Source organism: Pseudobacteroides cellulosolvens ATCC 35603 = DSM 2933, from assembly GCF_001262605.1.
Lineage (GTDB): Bacteria > Bacillota > Clostridia > Acetivibrionales > DSM-2933 > Pseudobacteroides > Pseudobacteroides cellulosolvens.
Map to the genome: position 1 here is coordinate 962,739 of NZ_LGTC01000001.1, position 18,095 is coordinate 980,833.

Below are 18,095 nucleotides of genomic sequence, written 5' to 3' on the forward strand. Positions count from 1 at the left end.
ATTCAATAAATTTTAAGGAGGCAAAAAGATGTCAGAATTTTTTAGTAATGTTTCAAAGATTCAATATGAAGGTAAGAACTCTGATAATCCATTGGCTTTTAAGTATTATAACCCAGATGAGGTTATAGGCGGAAAGACAATGAAGGATCATTTGAGATTCGCAGTTGCTTACTGGCATACATTCCAGGGAACAGGCGGAGATCCATTCGGACCTGGTACAGCAGTAAGACCATGGGACAATATAACAGATCCAATGGAACTTGCTAAAGCAAAAGTAGCTGCAAACTTCGAGTTCTGTGAAAAATTAGGTGTACCGTTCTACTGTTTCCATGACAGGGATATAGCACCTGAAGCTTCAACTCTTAGAGAAACAAATAAGAGACTTGATGAAATAGTTGCTCTTATGAAGGAATATATGAAAACCAGCAGTGTTAAGCTCCTCTGGGGAACTACAAATGCATTCGGTAACCCAAGATTTGTACACGGTGCTTCAACATCACCAAATGCCGATGTTTTTGCATTTGCAGCAGCTCAGGTTAAAAAAGCAATGGAAATAACTTTAGAGCTTGGCGGACAGAACTATGTATTCTGGGGTGGAAGAGAAGGTTATGAGACCCTATTAAACACAGACATGAAGCTTGAGCTTGACAACATGGGAAGATTCTTAAGAATGGCTGTTGATTACGCAAAAGAAATAGGCTTTAAAGGACAATTCCTCATTGAACCAAAGCCGAAGGAACCTACAAAACACCAGTATGATTTCGATACAGCTACAGTTGTTGGTTTCTTAAGAGCTCATGGTCTTGAAAACGATTTCAAGATGAACATAGAAGCAAACCATGCTACCCTTGCTGCTCATACCTTCCAGCATGAAGTATATACTGCAAGAGTAAACAATGTATTCGGAAGTATTGATGCAAATCAGGGAGACTTGCTCTTAGGATGGGATACAGACCAATTCCCAACTAATATTTATGATACAACACTTTGCATGTATGAAGTTCTTAAAGCAGGCGGTTTCACAACCGGCGGATTAAACTTCGACTCTAAAGTAAGAAGAGGTTCATTTGAGCCAATCGATCTTTTCTATGCACATATTGCAGGAATGGATGCTTTTGCTAAGGGTCTTAAGATTGCTTACAAGATGGTTTCAGAAGGCAAGTTCGATAAAGTTATTGAAGACCGTTATGCAAGCTACAAAAGCGGTATTGGTAGCGATATAGTTAATGGAAAAGTTGGATTTAAAGAATTGGAAAAATATGCATTGGAGCATGATCAGGTTAAGAACGTATCAGGAAGACAGGAAGTTCTTGAAAGCATGCTGAACAAGTATATTTTAGAAGATTAATATTTTTAAGAAGGTACATCCAATGAGTATTATAAGAGAGAAATTTGTTGATGGATATGACCGAAATGATATAGATATTTTTACCCTGTCCAACAGTAATGGCATAAAAGTAAAGATAACCAACTTTGGAGGAATCATAATTTCCATTTTTGTACCAGACAAAAATGGAAATTATGAGGATGTTGTACTGGGATATGATAAGCTAGAAGATTATTTGGAAGACGATCTGTATTTTGGTGCCCTCGTTGGAAGGCATGCAAATAGGATTGAGGATTCGTGCTTTGAAATTAATGGTGTAGAATATCAGCTTGAAAAAAATGATGGAGAGAACCATATCCATGGTGGAATCAAGGGATTTAACAAAGTTATCTGGAATGCTTATATAGTGAAGGAAGGCAATCAAGAGTGCTTAAAGCTGACGTATTTGAGTAAAGACGGTGAAGAAAATTATCCTGGTAACTTGAAGGTTACGGTAATTTATTCCCTTACAGATGATAATGCACTTAAGATTGATTATCATGCAGTTTCGGACAAGGACACTGTTATAAACCTTACAAACCATGCGTACTTCAATCTATCAGGACATGGTGCAGGAGATATTTCAAAACATCATGTCAAAATTTACGCTGATAAGTTTACTCCTATAAACGAAGAGTGCTTAACTACCGGAGAAATCAGGGATGTATATGACACTCCAATGAATTTTACTACAATGAAGCCCATTGGTACAGAGATAAATGTTGATGATCCCCAGATCATAAATGGTGAAGGGTATGATCACAACTTTATACTAAATGAACCAGGGGCAAAGCTCAAGATGGCGGCTGAGGTATATGATCCTGCGAGTGGAAGGTTTATGGAAGTTTATACTACTAAACCTGGGATTCAATTATACACAGGAAACCATATTGAAGGCTCCTATGAAGGAAAAGGTAATGTGCAATACACAAGAAGGAGTGGGTTTTGTCTTGAAACTCAATACTTTCCAAATTCGTTAAAGCACAAGAATTTTCCGTCACCGATATTTAAAGCTGGTGAGGAGTACATACATACAACAGTTTATAAATTTACAAAAATATAAAAATAAAAAAATAAAATATAAAAATAAAAAATAAAAATATAAAAATATAGAGATATAAAATCAATAATTTAATTTTATTATTTAATAGATTATCAAATTCTAAGGCGCTTAAGAAAAACAGCAGGCTACGATATAGTCTGCTGTTTTTAAATGCCTGGAATTTTACATTGCAATTTATAGTGCTAAAGAATAACTCCCTGTATTCTTGGAAAATTCTTTGCGATAATCACTATGTCTGCCATATTAACGGTGTTATCCTTATTTATATCACAATTTGCAATAAATTTAACTTCACCTGAAGTGGCATTAAAACTTTTCGCCATTTCAATAACATCTGCCATATTGATGGTGTTATCACTATTTATATCGCCAGCCCACAATATAACAGGGGAACCAGTTGAACCAAAGCTTATATCGGAACTGTCAATTTTGACATTCCCAATATCCCTGTATAAATAGCCTGCTTTGCTGATTCTTACGGTATATCCTGAAGCATTTGCAGGAACATTTGTTAAACTGAAATACCCATTGTTATCAGTTGCAGAAGATAATCCTGTACCCAAAATTTCCACTTTAAATCCGCTCTTTATTGAAGCTAATGATGATGCAAAATCCTGGGATACATAACCTGAAATTGTATGTCCCTTTGGTGTTGGTGTGGGTGTTGATGTAGGTTTAGCAGAAACAGACGGTATAACCGAATCCACTGGTTTGAAATAAATATGGAAAGAATCTACAGCACCTTTAAATAGAGGCTGTTCCGGAAGAATTCCTCTTCCGATATAGTTGCTATTGCTTTGTGAGTTAACATTAGGAGCATTGAGATCTTCAGGGTTTATATTGATGTCATTTTGAACCGCTGCAGGTGTATTGTTGATATACAAAATTCCTGTATCACCGGTTAATACAAGCCTTAAATCAACCCAGCTTCCAACTGGCAAAGAGGCATCTGCTACCATAGTCTTTACATTGTTACCGTTTCTTATTTCAAACTTCACTTTTCCATTTTCATCAGATGGTGTTAGGTACATATATTTATCTTGTGAAGAACCGAAATTGAAAAGCCTTTGATTTGCTGTACCGCCGTCCCAACGAACTGTTGCCCTTATTTCAATATCCTTTAGATCAGATACCGAGTTTTCCAATACAACATACTGATTATCTCCATTTAACTGTAAAATACCTGAATGGCCTTCGGAGGAGGCTGACCACAAGGGATTGCCTCTTATTATACCATGGGTTACGCCATATTTATCCCTTGCAAAAACACTGCTGGAAGTGCCAAACTCGTAGCCTGCATAGAGTGAGGGAGTATAGGGACGTGAGGAAGCATAATCCTGGCCTCTTGTCCATCCGAATGCAACACCTTTTGTTATATTTGTGCTGTCAATATAGTCGCCGTCCACCATTCCTTCACCTGTAATGCTTGCTTCTCCTGCTGCAATTGCCATTCCTTTTGCAACACCGTTATCGGTTATTTTTCTTTTTTCTTTAACAGTTGCACTTTCCAGAACCCTTGCATTTCCACTAGCTTCTGCGTTTCCCATCATAACTGCAAAATCTCTTATTTTTGCATTGTCCTTAACAATTGCACTATCCTTTATAATTGCATGGCCGCTTACAATTGCATTCCCAGAAACTACTGCATTACCCTTTACAACGGCATAATCCTCGATTCTGGCTTTACCTTGTACCTTTGCACTTCCTAAAACTGCCGCATTTGGTCCCACATATGCTGTCGAGTCCACTTTTGCTGTGTTTTGTACAAATCCGCCGCCGTTAGGGTGCTTGCTTCCTGTTATACCTGTGATAGAGTTTACTGCCTCATAAGGTACTGCACCTGTTATTTGAACTTCATATGGCATTTTTTGCTTTTCCGGTGCCGACATAAACGGTGATTTGGTTTCATCAGCAAATGCGTCCAATGGTATTAATTTATCAGGTGTAGCTACAACTACTAGAAATACCTTATTTTCGGTGTTTGAAAGAGTTATGGAGTTTTCTCCTTTATTCCATAAGGTAGAGTACCTTGTATTGCCCGAGTCGTCCTGCACAACAATACATGCCCTCCAGTCAGTTCCCCTTGATGAATCTATAAGACCATTGAAATTTACCTTAACGGTACGTCCGTTACCTGTCCCGTTAGGAGTGAGGGGGATTATATTAAAGCCGGTTTGCTGTGGAGCTCTTTCACTTGGAACCCTCCACCAATCACTTTTATCATTAACCTTTACAAGCTGGGTATAGACCATTTGCTTGTTGCTGTCTGTTGCAATAAGCTGATTAAACCTTTTACGATACACTGTTTTTTGTTGGAAATCCTGGGTTACCATTCTTTTAGCGTAATTGCCCAGTGTATCCTTTATGGATACCCCAGGTGCAAGCCTAATAATTGTATCATAGGGATATTCATGCATTTTGGCCTTTTGCATCATATCTCTCATAAAATCTCTGCCGTAGTATGGATAATTGTCAGGGTTCTCTGCTATGTACTGCAGAATGGGCCATGCATCATAATAGGTTCTGCCGTGAGGAGAGCAGAGGCTCCCATTCATGTACATAGGGTCAAAAAAGTTTGTATCCGGTGAATAAATCTTACCATTATATTGGTAATTGGGACTTGTTAGATATTGCTCTCTCAGCCAGTCAGCAACAGCCTCCCACCAGGCTCCGGTAATTGTGCTGTCAACCCAGCTTGCCTGGTGATATGTAATGACATGTCCCAATTCGTGGGGAATCACCCATGAAGGGACATCAACTCTCATTGCTACAGGATCTACAATTATATATGCGAAGCCGTCTGAATCGTTAGACATGAACCCCCAGCCTTCCGCATGTTTTGAAAGTCCTGTACGGGTTACATAAACATTGGTTTTATACTTTTTTGATTGATTTGCGGGTTTTATAGACACTCCAGGTTCCTTATATCCCATATCGGTGACATAGGTTGTCCATTGACCTTCCAGATTTTTTAAATTCCCTTGAATGAATGCATCATTAACGGTTCCGGTTTGATCGTTTTTACCCCAGATTATTTGGAAATGAGTTGAGGTTGCTCTGTTAACATTAGGATCAGACATTGAATAGATGGAATCTCTTGCAAGATATTCGTCTGCAGCCATTACATGACTTGGGCCAGCAGGCAGCATGGAAGTAATAAAAACTACCAGCAGGGTAATGATTTTAAAGGTTTTCATTCTCATGACAATTCCCCCTATAAGAGCTATTTTTTCATATTTTGGTTATCTGTGTTAATAAATTTATTATACTAAATATGTAATTGGTACTTCAATATTGGATTGCAAATACCCATTTTTTAATAACTGTTGTTAATGCTATTACATTAACCATATAGATACAACCAGTGTTGGAATGTGCATAAGTGTAAGCTTATTACACTAAATCGCAACAATAAACTTTGTTAATGCTATTAATAAATAACCCGATATCTATTTTAAATCCCTTATTACTATTTGAAAGCTGGGTGAAATGTTGATAATACACCTTATTATACTTGCATCATCTTTGTTCATGGCAGCATTATTGCGAAACATGGTCAAGATTACCAACAAAGGTCAGATTCATTATTTGTTTATTGGCATTGTATCTCTGATACTTTTCTGGAATATTTGTTCGGGATTTGAGAAGTGGTTCTATGATAATAAATGGGAAAATATTATTTTTGTAAATTTAATCTATATAAGCGTATGCTTTGTCCCTGTGGTGGTTCTTCTTTTAGGAATAGTATTTAAGGTGAACAGCATAAAGTTTAATTTTAAATATTTTTTACTTTTTATAATACCTACAGTTTCCATAATTTTATTTTGGACTAATGAGTATCATCATCTTTTTTATATAAGTTATTCATTTTGGATCACCAACATGATTTTTGGCAAATATTTCATAATACACGCAATTTACTCTTATACATGTATATTCGTAGGGATGAGTTTTCTTATTTATTCAGCATTTAAAATCTCAGGTTTTTTTTCAAGGCAAATGATGTTTATACTGGTAGGTTTCTCGCTGCCATTGATAACTAATTTATTGTATACCATAAAGGTAATAACGGTAACTCAGGATGTGAATGCATTAACATTTTCTTTTACCACAGTATGTTTTTATATTGCAATATTCAAGTACGATTTTTTACGAGTAATGCCTATAGCTTTGCAGATAGTAGTAGACAGAATATCAAACGGTTTTATTGTTGTTGATTTAGATTTAAGAGTTGTAAATTTCAATAAAACAATGACTGATATATTCAGAAATGTAGCTTCATTGAAGGCAAAAGAGAATATTTTTAAATTATGTGAAAACATAATAATTGATATAGAACTTTTTAAAAAGTATATTAAAACTGCCCACGAAACAAATAAATCCATAGAAGTTGAAAAACAATTCATAATTAAGGACAAGTTGGAAGGTTTCTTTACTATAGAAATAACACCTCTCATTAACAAAAACAAGCATTTAGGTACTGTAATAATGTTTACTGACATTACACAGCAAAAGGAAGACCTTAAAATAATAAAAAAACAGCAGGAGCAGATTACTGAAAAAGAGCGGCTGGCTTCTCTCGGTACTCTTATGGGTGGCATTTCTCACAATCTGAAAACTCCTATTATGTCTATAACTGGCTGTATAACTGCTCTGGAGGAACTTGCAAGCGAATACAGTGAATCAATAGGAAATACTATAGTAAATGACAATGATCATTTGGCAATAGCAAATGATATGAAAGTAAATATTTGTGATTTAAAAGAACATATATCTTATATAAACAATGCATTGACAGCTATTAAAAATCAGGTTGTAAATCCTGATGCCCGAGATAATTCCAGCTTTAGTCTGGAAGAATTGATTATAAACATTAATTTTCTTATGAAGTACGAGCTTAAATCAAACAGATGCAGCTTAGAGATAATAAACGAAGCTGAAGAGGACTATTCTATAAATGGGGATATTGGAACCTTGGTTCAAATTTTAAATAACCTCATATCAAATTCAATACAGGCATATGATAAAATTTCAGAAGTTGGTGAATTAAAGGATCAAGATCGAAAAATCATACTTCGTATTAGTAATGAAGACAATCAAATCATATTCATGGTAAGAGACTATGGTAAAGGTATTCCCCAGCATATAAGAAACAAACTTTTTAAAGAAATGGTCACATCAAAAGGAAAAGAAGGTCATGGTATTGGTTTATATTTAAGCTATTCAAAAGTTAAGCTGATGTTTAATGGTGATATGTGGCTTGAATCTGAAGAGGGAAAAGGTACAAGCTTCTTTGTAAAGATACATTCAACTAATATTGCTTTTAGTAGAAGGGTGATTCTATGAGACTCTCAGAATTAAAAAGAAGTAATGTTGATAGCTCCAAATCAAATTTTAAAATAATTGGTTTGGATGATGAAATAGGTATTATTAAGACATTGAATGTACTTCTCGATAGGGAGGGCTATTATTTTAAGGGATATACAGATCATGTAGAGGCTATAGAAGATATTAAAAATAATGATTACGGCCTCCTGATTCTGGACTATCTTTTACTTAATATCAATGCGAAAGAAGTAGTTGAAATTATTAGAAGCTTTAACAAGGAGCTTTATATTTTGCTGCTGACAGGTCATTCTGAGTGTGCACCTCCTATGGAAACCCTAGATAAAAATGATATACAAGGATATTGTACAAAGTCCGATGATCCTAGACAGCTGTTACTTATGGTAAAGTCAGCATTTAAATCTATTTCCATGATGAATGATATAAGGCTTACTCGCAATGGTTTGGACAGTATTTTGAAGTCAGTTCCAAGGATTTATCAGCTTCAGCCTATTGATATAATACTGGAGGAAATCCTGTCAAACATTCTTAATATCGTTCATTCAGCAGATGCATTTATACTTGTAGATAGATTGGAAGGAACTGAAGAAAATTCAAAAGAAAGCATTTACAGGGGTATTGGCAAATATAATATCGATATAGAAACATTTACAACATTATTTAACCCTCTTCAAATGATGTTTGCAGGCTCTGCCAGGATGAACAGCCAGGTAGTAAAACATGAGGGAGGCGTATTTTTTCCACTGCTTAATGATAAAAGGGAATCTATAGGAGTTATTTTTGTAGATGCGTTGGACGAAAAATACATAAGTCTCCTGGAAGTATTCTCAAATCAAGCAGCAAGCTCAATCAATAACGCTTTTTTACATTCAATGATTAATATAAAAAACAGTGAGCTAAAAATGACCTACGAGATAATTAGAACAAGATATGAAGAAACAGTAGACACTTTAAGACTTGCTGTTGATGCAAAGGATGAGTATACTCGCGGTCATTCCGACAGGGTCTCAAAATATGCAGTTGAGATAGCAAAATGCTTCAGCCATTTAACTGAACATGACTATAACTTATTAAGGGTAGGCGGTACTTTCCATGACATAGGAAAAATAGGTACTGCTGACGATATACTTTTATCTGATAGAAAACTAAGTGATTCAGAATTCCACGAAATTCAAAAGCACCCATTGACAGGTGCAAAAATACTTTCAGCATTATCAATGTTTCAGGACACAGTTCCCCTTGTTCTATGCCATCATGAACGTGTAGACGGAAGCGGTTATCCCAATAGGCTAAAAGGTGATGAAATACCTTTTCTGGCCAGAATTCTTTCTGTTGCAGATGCTTTTGATGCAATGACTACCAATAGAGTCTACAGGAGTAAACTTCCTCTTGAGGCTGCAATGGCACAGTTGCAAAAGGGAGCCGGAACACAGTTTGATCCTGATATTGTAGAAAAGTTTGTCGATTTATTGAGATCAGGTGCAATAAAATTAGATGAATAGAATATATAAATTCTGTTTAACAAAAGCTGATACACTCAAATAAGTATCAGCTTTAATTAATTATTGCGGCATTTGAAAGCTTATTCAAATGGTTTGCATAACTAAATACTGGCTATATCACTTGGAGCAAAGCACTCTCCAGCCAGATTAAGCAAACCGTTTCCCTCAATTCTTTTATCATATCCTAAATCAGATGTATACTTAACAAGCTGTGCATATATCTCAGGTTCTGTCAAAGTCCTTCCAAATTCTTTTTCACATTTGTTAATAAGAAGAGCAGCTGCACCTGAAACGTGGGGAGCGGCCATTGAGGTCCCTGAAAGTGTTGCATAGCCTCCCTGCATACTTTGAGGAAATGTTGACAGAATATTTACGCCAGGAGCAACCAAGTCTACTTCCTTATTTGTATTTGTAAAGCAAGGGAATTTCCTATCAAGGCCTATAGCCCCTATCTCCACAACTTCATTATAAGCACCCGGATAGGAAAATTCGTCTTTTTTAGGACTGCAATCTCCGCCTTCCCATGGATCTCCTTCATTTCCAGCAGCACATACCACCAAAATATCATTGCTTACAGCATTCTTGACTGCATCATGTAATCTAGGATCATCATAGCGTCCTCCAAGAGACATGTTAATAACTCTTACCTTCTGCCCGTTAGTACCTTTCCAGGAAACAGCATAATTTATTGCATCGATAATTCCTTGGGTAGTACCATTTCCTTCAGAATCCAGGACTTTTAAAATAAGAAGATTTGCTTCAGGTGCTACACCTACCACACCAGAATGATTTACAGCGGCAGCTATAGTTCCAGCTACATGTGTGCCATGACCGTTCTGGTCGGAGAAATCATTGTCATTTCCCTGATTTGTAAAATTTTTACCGCCAATAATACGGTCTTTAAGATCTGGGTGATCAGGTTGGCATCCGGTATCTATTATAGCAACTACAACTCCAGATCCTTTCCTGCTTTCCTCCCAAATTTCCTGAGCCTTTATCATTTTTACGCCTTCTGGTATTTTTTCTGCATGATTGGTAACAGACTCGACTTTATATGGTATTAATCTGAATTCTCCCATTTCTGCTCCTCCATATTAATAATTTTTTTAATACATATCTAGTATTATCAAATAATTATCTGTATGTCTGGATATATCTTATTGGTAGAATTCAAATATTCATTGAAATATATCTATAACTTCAACTTGAAATTAGTATAAATCCTTAATATTAAGAAAAAATTAGATAATGATAAAAATTAAGTGAATGGATGCTAATTAACGCTTTACAGCATCAATTGGTATAAAGAGGTGATAAATTGAAAACAGAAATAGAAAACTTAAAAACATCCTCCCAATTTTTAAAAACAGATGGAAAAACCAAGTCAAATGCAATTGAGATTCCTTCTATTTCTTTACCAAAAGGCGGCGGGGCAATTAAAGGAATTGATGAGAAGTTTTCTGTAAACTCTGTAAATGGAACAGCTTCCTTTTCCATACCACTGCCCTTATCTCCAACTAGGGGCAGTGCTTCACCTGCATTGAACCTAGATTATAATTCAGGAGCAGGAAATGGAATTTTCGGTTTGGGATGGACTTTAAGCCTGCCGTCTATAAAACGCAAAACTGATAAAGGACTTCCTCAATATCTGGATGATATTGACTCAGATACTTTCCTTTTTTCCGGTGCCGAAGACCTTGTTCCAGAATTTGCAAAAGAGTCAGATAGCAGTTTCAGTAAAGATTCGGATGGAAATTATATTATTAAGGAAAAAGACTCTCAAGACGGATTATTCACCATCAAGTTTTACAGACCTCGCATTGAAGGTTTATTTGCCAGGATAGAGAGGTGGTCCTGTAAAAAATCACAGGAAATCAAATGGCGGGTAATTTCAAAAGAAAACATAACAACTCTTTTTGGATGGAGTAATGCATCTAGAATTTCTGACCCCGAGGATCCATATAAAATTTTCGAATGGCTTCCTGAATTCACCTTTGATGACAAAGGTAATTGTACCCATTACATTTATAAGAAGGAAGACGACACAGGATATGATACTAATCTTCTGCACAATAGAAATCGCACTAAAAATGGAAGAATCACATATACCAATATGTATTTAGAGAGGATATTATACGGTAATAAAACGCCATATGGTACTCTGAATGATACCTACCCTAATGAGACAGAATACATGTTCCGGATGGTATTTGATTACGGAGAGTATGACTTAAATTCCCCATATACGAAAATAAAGGATTGGGATTTTAGATTAGACGCGTTTTCAGAATACAAGGCAGGTTTTGAGATAAGAACTACTAGACTATGTAAACGTGTTCTGCTGTTTCATAATTTTACTGAACTTACTGGAGGCTCCGCTTTGGTAAAATCCATAAATTTTGGATATGATACAAATGACGGAACATATTTTACCTTCCTAAACTCCATAACTTCTTATGGATACATTAAAAAGCCTGATGGCTCATATACTTCCAAAAATTTGCCGCCTATTGAGTTTGAATACCAGAAACACCAATGGAACAAAACTATAAAATCCGTTTCACAGGATTCTCTTATCCATGCACCTGAAGGACTTAATGAACCACTTTATCAATTTATCGATTTGTTCAGTGAAGGTCTTCCAGGCATACTTACTGATCAAGGAGGTGGCTTGTTTTATAAACGCAGTTTAGGATGTGGTTTGTTTGAAGAGGCAAAATTGGTTTCACAAAAACCTTCTTTTTACGGCTTTGGTTCAAGATTGCAGTTATTGGATCTGGATGCGGATGGAAGTAAACAGCTAGTAAGCTATGATAAAGATCCAAAAGGGTATTTTGAATTAAGTGACAATGAAGATTGGCAGACTTTTCGGACTTTTAAAAGCATTCCTAATATAGATATATATAATGGAAATACCAGGATGATCGACTTGAATGGCGATGGTAAACCTGAAATTTTAATTACAGAAGATCACATTTTCACCTGGTATGAGTCGGTAGGCAGAAGAGGCTTTGAAAGTTCTCATAAGACATATCTGCCCTTTGATGAAGAGGAAGGGCCGTACATCTTATTCGCAGATCCCAAGCAAACAGTTTTTCTTGCAGATATGTCGGGTGACGGTCTAGCGGATATAGTAAGGATAAGAAACAAAGAAATCTGTTACTGGCCCAATCTTGGCTACGGACGGTTTGGGGCTAAGGTGAGCATGGATCATGCCCCTGACTTTGACCATCCCGATGCATTCAATCCGGCATTTCTACGTTTGGCCGATATTGACGGTTCAGGTACTACCGATATTATTTATCTTGGTAAAAACAAATTCACCTGCTACTTAAATCAAAGTGGAAATGCATTTAGTGATGATCCATTTGAAATAGATGCCTTCCAGGAAATTCATAATCATGCAAAAATCATGGTTACCGATTTATTGGGAAATGGTATTCCCTGTATTGTATGGTCAAGTCCTTTATCCAAAGACGCCCAGAGCCCATTGAAATATATTGACCTAATGGACAGCAAGAAACCTCACATCATGGTTTCTTACAAAAATAATCTGGGTAAGGAAATTAAACTGGAATATGAGGCATCAACCATGTTTTATATTAAAGACAGGATTTCAGGAAGGCCGTGTACCACCAAGCTCCACTTTCCAGTACACTGTATTTCAAAAATTGAGACGCGTGACAGGATTTCAGGTTATAGATTTGTCAGCTCTTACAAATATCATCATGGTTATTATGATCATGAGGAAAGAGAATTCAGGGGCTTCGGCATGGTGGAACAGACAGATACCGAAGATTTTGAACACTGGATAAAAGGAAACTCAAGCAATATCGTAGATAAAACACTACATCAAGAGACTGTGATTACTAAAAGCTGGTTTCATACCGGGGCCTTTTTTAGTAGAGAAAATATTCTAAATCAGTTTGCACATGAGTATTGGTATGAAGAAATGGCAAAGCATGGCTTTACCGTAACAAACCATGAAATTCCTTTATCAGATGCACAGGTCATTGCTGCTCCTGGATTAGATCCAACCATTATTGAACATCTCGAAGCCCATGAGTGGAGGGAGGCCTTGCGTGCATGTAAAGGTGCTAGCCTGCATCAGGAAACCTTCTCAAATGATGCTCCATCAAAAGGTGCGACACCTGAAGAAATTAAAAAACAGCTTACACCATATCTTTCAGCAATGCGTAACTATATTGTGGAACTTTTGCAGCCAAAAGGGCAAAACAAACATGCCATATTTGTTGTTAAAGAAAAGGAATCTATAAGCTACAGCTATGAGAGAAATACCGAAGATCCACGCATTAGCCATACCCTCAACATCAAAATTGATCAATATGGCAATGTTTTAGAATCTGCTTCGGTGGTTTATCCAAGAATAAAGGCAGATTATACTCTTCCGTTAGAAACACAGGAAGTTCAGAGCCAAATGAATATAACCTATATACAAAACAAGTTTACCAATGATATTGATACCGATGCTTCATATAGATTAAGACTTCCATCAGAAGTGAAAACTTATGAGTTAAAGGGTGTTGAAAAAAACAATCCATTATATTCTGTGAAGGATTTTAATAACATCCTTACTAATGCCGTTGAAGCGGATTATCATGAAGTTGATAAAACTCCTCTAACTGGGACTTCACAGAAAAGATTAATTGAATATATGCAAAGCATTTATCGGAGCAACAATCTAAAAGACCCTTTGCCGTTATATCATTTGGAATCATTGGCATTGCCTTTTGAAAGCTATCAATTGGCTTACACGTCAGCTCTTCTGGAAAACACTTTTGGCACAAAGGTTAATGAGGCCCTGATGCTGAAAGGAAAATTCACACGTAGGGGGGGAGATGGCAGCTGGTGGATTCCTTCAGGAAGTGTTCAATTTATGGATATTGGGGAAGCCGCAGCTGATGCTAAAAACCGTTTTTATCTTCCTGTATTCTATACCGATCCTTATGGTACTAAGAAAAAGGTAAAATACGACAATTATAAACTTTTTATTGAAGAAACCGAAGATGCATTAGGCAATAAAACAAAGGTGGAGCTCTTTAATTTCAGGACACTTTCACCCCAAAGAATGAATGACCCAAATAACAATATATCTGAAGCAATAAAGGATGAACTGGGTCTTTTAAAGGCTTTTGCGGTATTTGGGAAAGGTAATGAAGCTGATGATCTTAATGATATTAATGAGTTTTCTTCTATGGCAGAAAATACACTGATTGATGATTTCTTTCATGCATCTGCTTCAGATGTTTTGGTTATTCATGGAAAAAAACTATTGCAGCATGCCACTAAAAGATTTGTATATGACTTAGAAGCTTATAAAAATTGGGGCAAGCCAGTGGCTGTCACCTCCATTGTAAGGGAAGAGCACTACATTAAAAACAATGATTCTTCGGTTCAAATAAGCTTTGAATATTCAAGCGGCTTGGGTCATGTGGTTATGAAAAAGGTGCAGGCTGAACCTGGGCCGGCTAAGAAAGTGACAGTTAATTCCGATGACTCTTATTTAGTTTCCGAAATAGATACTGATTCTCTAACCCCCAAGCAGCTTAGGTGGATTGGCAGCGGCAGAACTGTACTAAACAACAAAGGCAATGCCGTAAAACAGTATGAGCCTTACTTTTCGGTAACTCATAAGTACGAAGACCTTAAGGAATTGGTGGAAATCGGTGTTACACCCATTATGTATTATGATGCACAAGGAAGGCTTATCAAAACCCAAATGCCTGACGGAACTTTATCATGCACGGAATTTGATTCCTGGAAGCAGATTATATATGACCTCAACGATACAATTTTAACATCCTCCTGGTATGAAAACCGTACTAATCGACTGATAGATGCCGAGCTTCTTGCAGCAGGCAAAGACCCGGAAAAAGAAAAATCAGCTGCCGATAAAGCATCCAAACATGCCAATACCCCCACATTACTGCACTTTGATACATTAGGCAGACCGGTATTGTATATTGACCATAATAAACATTTACAAACTCAAGATGATGAATTTTACCACACCAGAGTCATCCTCGATATTGAAGGCAATTTGCGAAAGGTTATCGACGCCCGAGGTAATATGGTTATGCAATACAAATATGATATGCTGGGAAACAAGATATATCAGCACAGCATGGATGCCGGACAACGGTGGATGCTTTCTAATATCCTCGGCAACCCGCTGCGTGCCTGGGATGAGAAAGACCATGAATTCCAATATTTTTATGACATCCTTCATAGGCCAACCCATAATAAAGTTATAGGCGGCGATGGCGATATGCCTCTTAACCATATTTTTGAGAGGGTATTTTATGGTGAATTAGAGACCAATCCAGAATTGAAAAACCTCAGGGGCCAGGTAATAAAGCTCTATGACACCGGCGGAATTTTGCTGATGCCTGAATATGACTTTAAAGGACAGCCAAAATCAACTACCCGTAAGCTATGTAAAAATTATAAAGACGTTGTCAACTGGATAGACGTAAACCTTTTATCAGATCTTGAATCCGACAGCTATACATTTATTACAGAGACAGATGCACTTGGAAGGATAGCTAAGCAAACCGCACCTGACGGCAGCGTCATTACGCCCATATATAACGAAACCGGTTTATTAAGAAGCGAAAACGTAGCCCATGCTGCACCAAACATTACCACTCGATTTATAAAAGACATAGGCTACAACGAAAAAGGTCAGCGGAATAAAATCATATATGGGAATGATGTAGTTACTCGCTTCTTTTATGACAAGGAAACATTCAGGCTGACGAGGCTGCAAACCAAAAGGCAAAATGGTGATCCCCTTCAGGATTGGCATTACACCTATGATCCGGTAGGTAACATCACTCATATTGAAGACCAGAATGTTCCTATTGTATTTTTTGATAACCAAAAAATCACCGGAATCTCTACCTATACCTATGATGCCCTCTATCGTTTGGCAGAAGCTACAGGTAGAGAGAACACTACACCTCTAGCTTTTGACAACAAAGACAATTGGAATGACATCCCTTTCATTAAGCAGCTAAACCCCGGGGATCCCATGACAATGCGAAATTTCACCCAGAGCTACCTGTATGACTCAGTTGGAAATATTTTAAAAATGCGTCATCTGGCAGCAGGTAACAACTGGACAAGGGATTATAACTATAATGCTGCGAATAACCGCCTTTTAAGCACGCAGACAGGTACAAACAATTACAGCTACCAATACCATCCACAGCATGGTTATATTATCTCCATGCCACATTTGGAAGATATGGAGTGGAACTTTAAAGAGCTGCTAGTAAGAACTGTACGCCAAAGAAGGATAGACGGCGGAACACCTGAAACCACATACTACCAATATGATGGACAAGGACAACGAATAAGGAAAATAACCGAGAATCAGGCTAATTCAGGTGATATACCTGACAAAAAAGATGAGCGGATTTATATTGAAGGCTATGAGATTTATAAACAGCACAGTGGTGTAGAAGCAGGACTGGAACGTATAAGCCTTAGTCTTATGGACAAGGGGCACCGTTTTGTGATGATTGACACTGAAACAAAACCCAAAGTTGAATTTGGCATAACTATGGGCAGAACCGCACCCTCTAAGACAGTACGTTATCAACTGCACAATCATCTTGGCTCGGCTGCATTGGAACTGGATGATACAGCCAGAGTCATCAGCTACGAAGAGTACCACCCCTATGGCACAACTGCATACCAGGCAAAAAATGCAGATATACAGTGTGCCGCCAAACGATATAGATATACGGGAATGGAGCGAGATGAGGAGAGTGGACTAGAATATCATTCTGCAAGATACTATTTACCATGGTTAGGGAGGTGGACCACAGTAGACCCGATTTTGAACAGTTTGACAAAATCGCATTCAAATTTGAAAAATGATTTTGACGAAAAGTCTTCCGAATTGGAAGAGGAAGAGAGTGATACTTCAATGCACCATGGCGAAAGATCTCAAACTGATGATAAGGAAACAGAGAGCCTTCTAATAATAAGCCCATATGCCTATTCACTATCTAATCCTATAAATAATGTGGATATTGATGGAAAGCAGCCTGTAAGAATTGGATATATTTACACACTCCGAACTACAATTGACGGTAAAACATATGTTTATTCCGGTCAGACGGCACGACAACTGGCACAACGTTTGTACAGAGATAAACATAAATGGAGAGAAATTATCAGATCAAAAACTACAACAATCGAAGCCCATGAAATAACGGCTCAAATAAGAAGATTGCCCAACCAAACTGCAAGAAGTGCAGTAAGAGAGGCATTGAGTGCAGGTGAGCAAGTCGTAATAAAACGTAGACGTGCTGAGCCTGGAGTGACTGAGCTAAACGAAATCAATGCCGCAAGGGAAGCCAATATTGAAAGATGGGCAGAACAGCATTCAGTTAGATTGGGAGCTAGATTCACATTCAAAACAGGTGTTAAAGTTGGTGCTTTTGCTGGATTCATGCTGCTAGACGCATTTCTGATGTATCGTGATGAAAAAATATCCAAATACGTAATGTCACCTTATGTTTTAGAAGACGAGCAGGGAATCTTTACATTACAGGTAAAAGACAGAGGAATTTTTCGCTCTGATTATTATTTTAAGAATTATAAAACCGGAAGTCTTGTAGGTCAAAGTGTACAGATCTCAAAGGAAGAATTTCTTGAGCTACAAGAAGAGGCTGAATTACTTTGGGGAAAGTTGGATTGGAAGGGCGATTGGGTACCGGGATTACTCAGACAGGAATTGCCTGAGATAGACTATTGCACTGCACATCCGGATTCATGTGCATAA

At 37.2% G+C, this 18,095-nt stretch carries 7 protein-coding genes; 5 read left to right on the forward strand and 2 right to left on the reverse strand.

The window, feature by feature from the left end:
• Nucleotides 1–28 precede the first annotated feature (28 nt).
• Nucleotides 29–1,348, forward strand: coding sequence for a xylose isomerase (gene xylA, locus Bccel_RS04090; protein WP_036940898.1), 1,320 nt, complete (start codon nt 29–31; stop codon nt 1,346–1,348).
• 22 nt (nt 1,349–1,370) lie between these two features.
• On the forward strand, nt 1,371–2,429 hold the full coding sequence (locus Bccel_RS04095; protein WP_036940895.1) for an aldose epimerase family protein: 1,059 nt from the start codon (nt 1,371–1,373) through the stop codon (nt 2,427–2,429).
• Between the two features lie 182 nt (nt 2,430–2,611).
• Here the strand turns inward: Bccel_RS04095 and Bccel_RS04100 are convergent, their stop codons facing one another.
• The gene (locus Bccel_RS04100; RefSeq protein ID WP_050753081.1) at nt 2,612–5,632 is read right to left on the reverse strand and encodes a DUF6055 domain-containing protein; all 3,021 of its coding nucleotides are present in this window, start codon (nt 5,630–5,632) and stop codon (nt 2,612–2,614) included.
• Nucleotides 5,633–5,918: 286 nt separating this feature from the next.
• Here Bccel_RS04100 and Bccel_RS04105 point away from each other — a divergent pair, with 286 nt between their 5' ends.
• Nucleotides 5,919–7,775 carry a sensor histidine kinase gene (locus tag Bccel_RS04105; RefSeq protein WP_050753082.1) on the forward strand — a complete coding sequence of 619 codons (1,857 nt, stop codon included), beginning with the start codon at nt 5,919–5,921 and terminating at the stop codon, nt 7,773–7,775.
• Nucleotides 7,772–9,277, forward strand: a complete 1,506-nt coding sequence (locus Bccel_RS04110; RefSeq protein WP_036940892.1) for an HD domain-containing response regulator — start codon at nt 7,772–7,774, stop codon at nt 9,275–9,277. Before Bccel_RS04105 ends, Bccel_RS04110 begins: the two co-directional genes overlap by 4 nt.
• 101 nt (nt 9,278–9,378) lie before the next feature.
• Here the strand turns inward: Bccel_RS04110 and Bccel_RS04115 are convergent, their stop codons facing one another.
• Nucleotides 9,379–10,356, reverse strand: coding sequence for a S8 family peptidase (locus Bccel_RS04115; protein WP_036940890.1), 978 nt, complete (start codon nt 10,354–10,356; stop codon nt 9,379–9,381).
• 239 nt (nt 10,357–10,595) lie between these two features.
• On the opposite strand from Bccel_RS04115, the gene Bccel_RS04120 reads away from it, so the two are divergent.
• Complete coding sequence (locus Bccel_RS04120) at nt 10,596–18,095, forward strand: SpvB/TcaC N-terminal domain-containing protein (RefSeq protein WP_050753083.1); 7,500 nt, start codon at nt 10,596–10,598, stop codon at nt 18,093–18,095.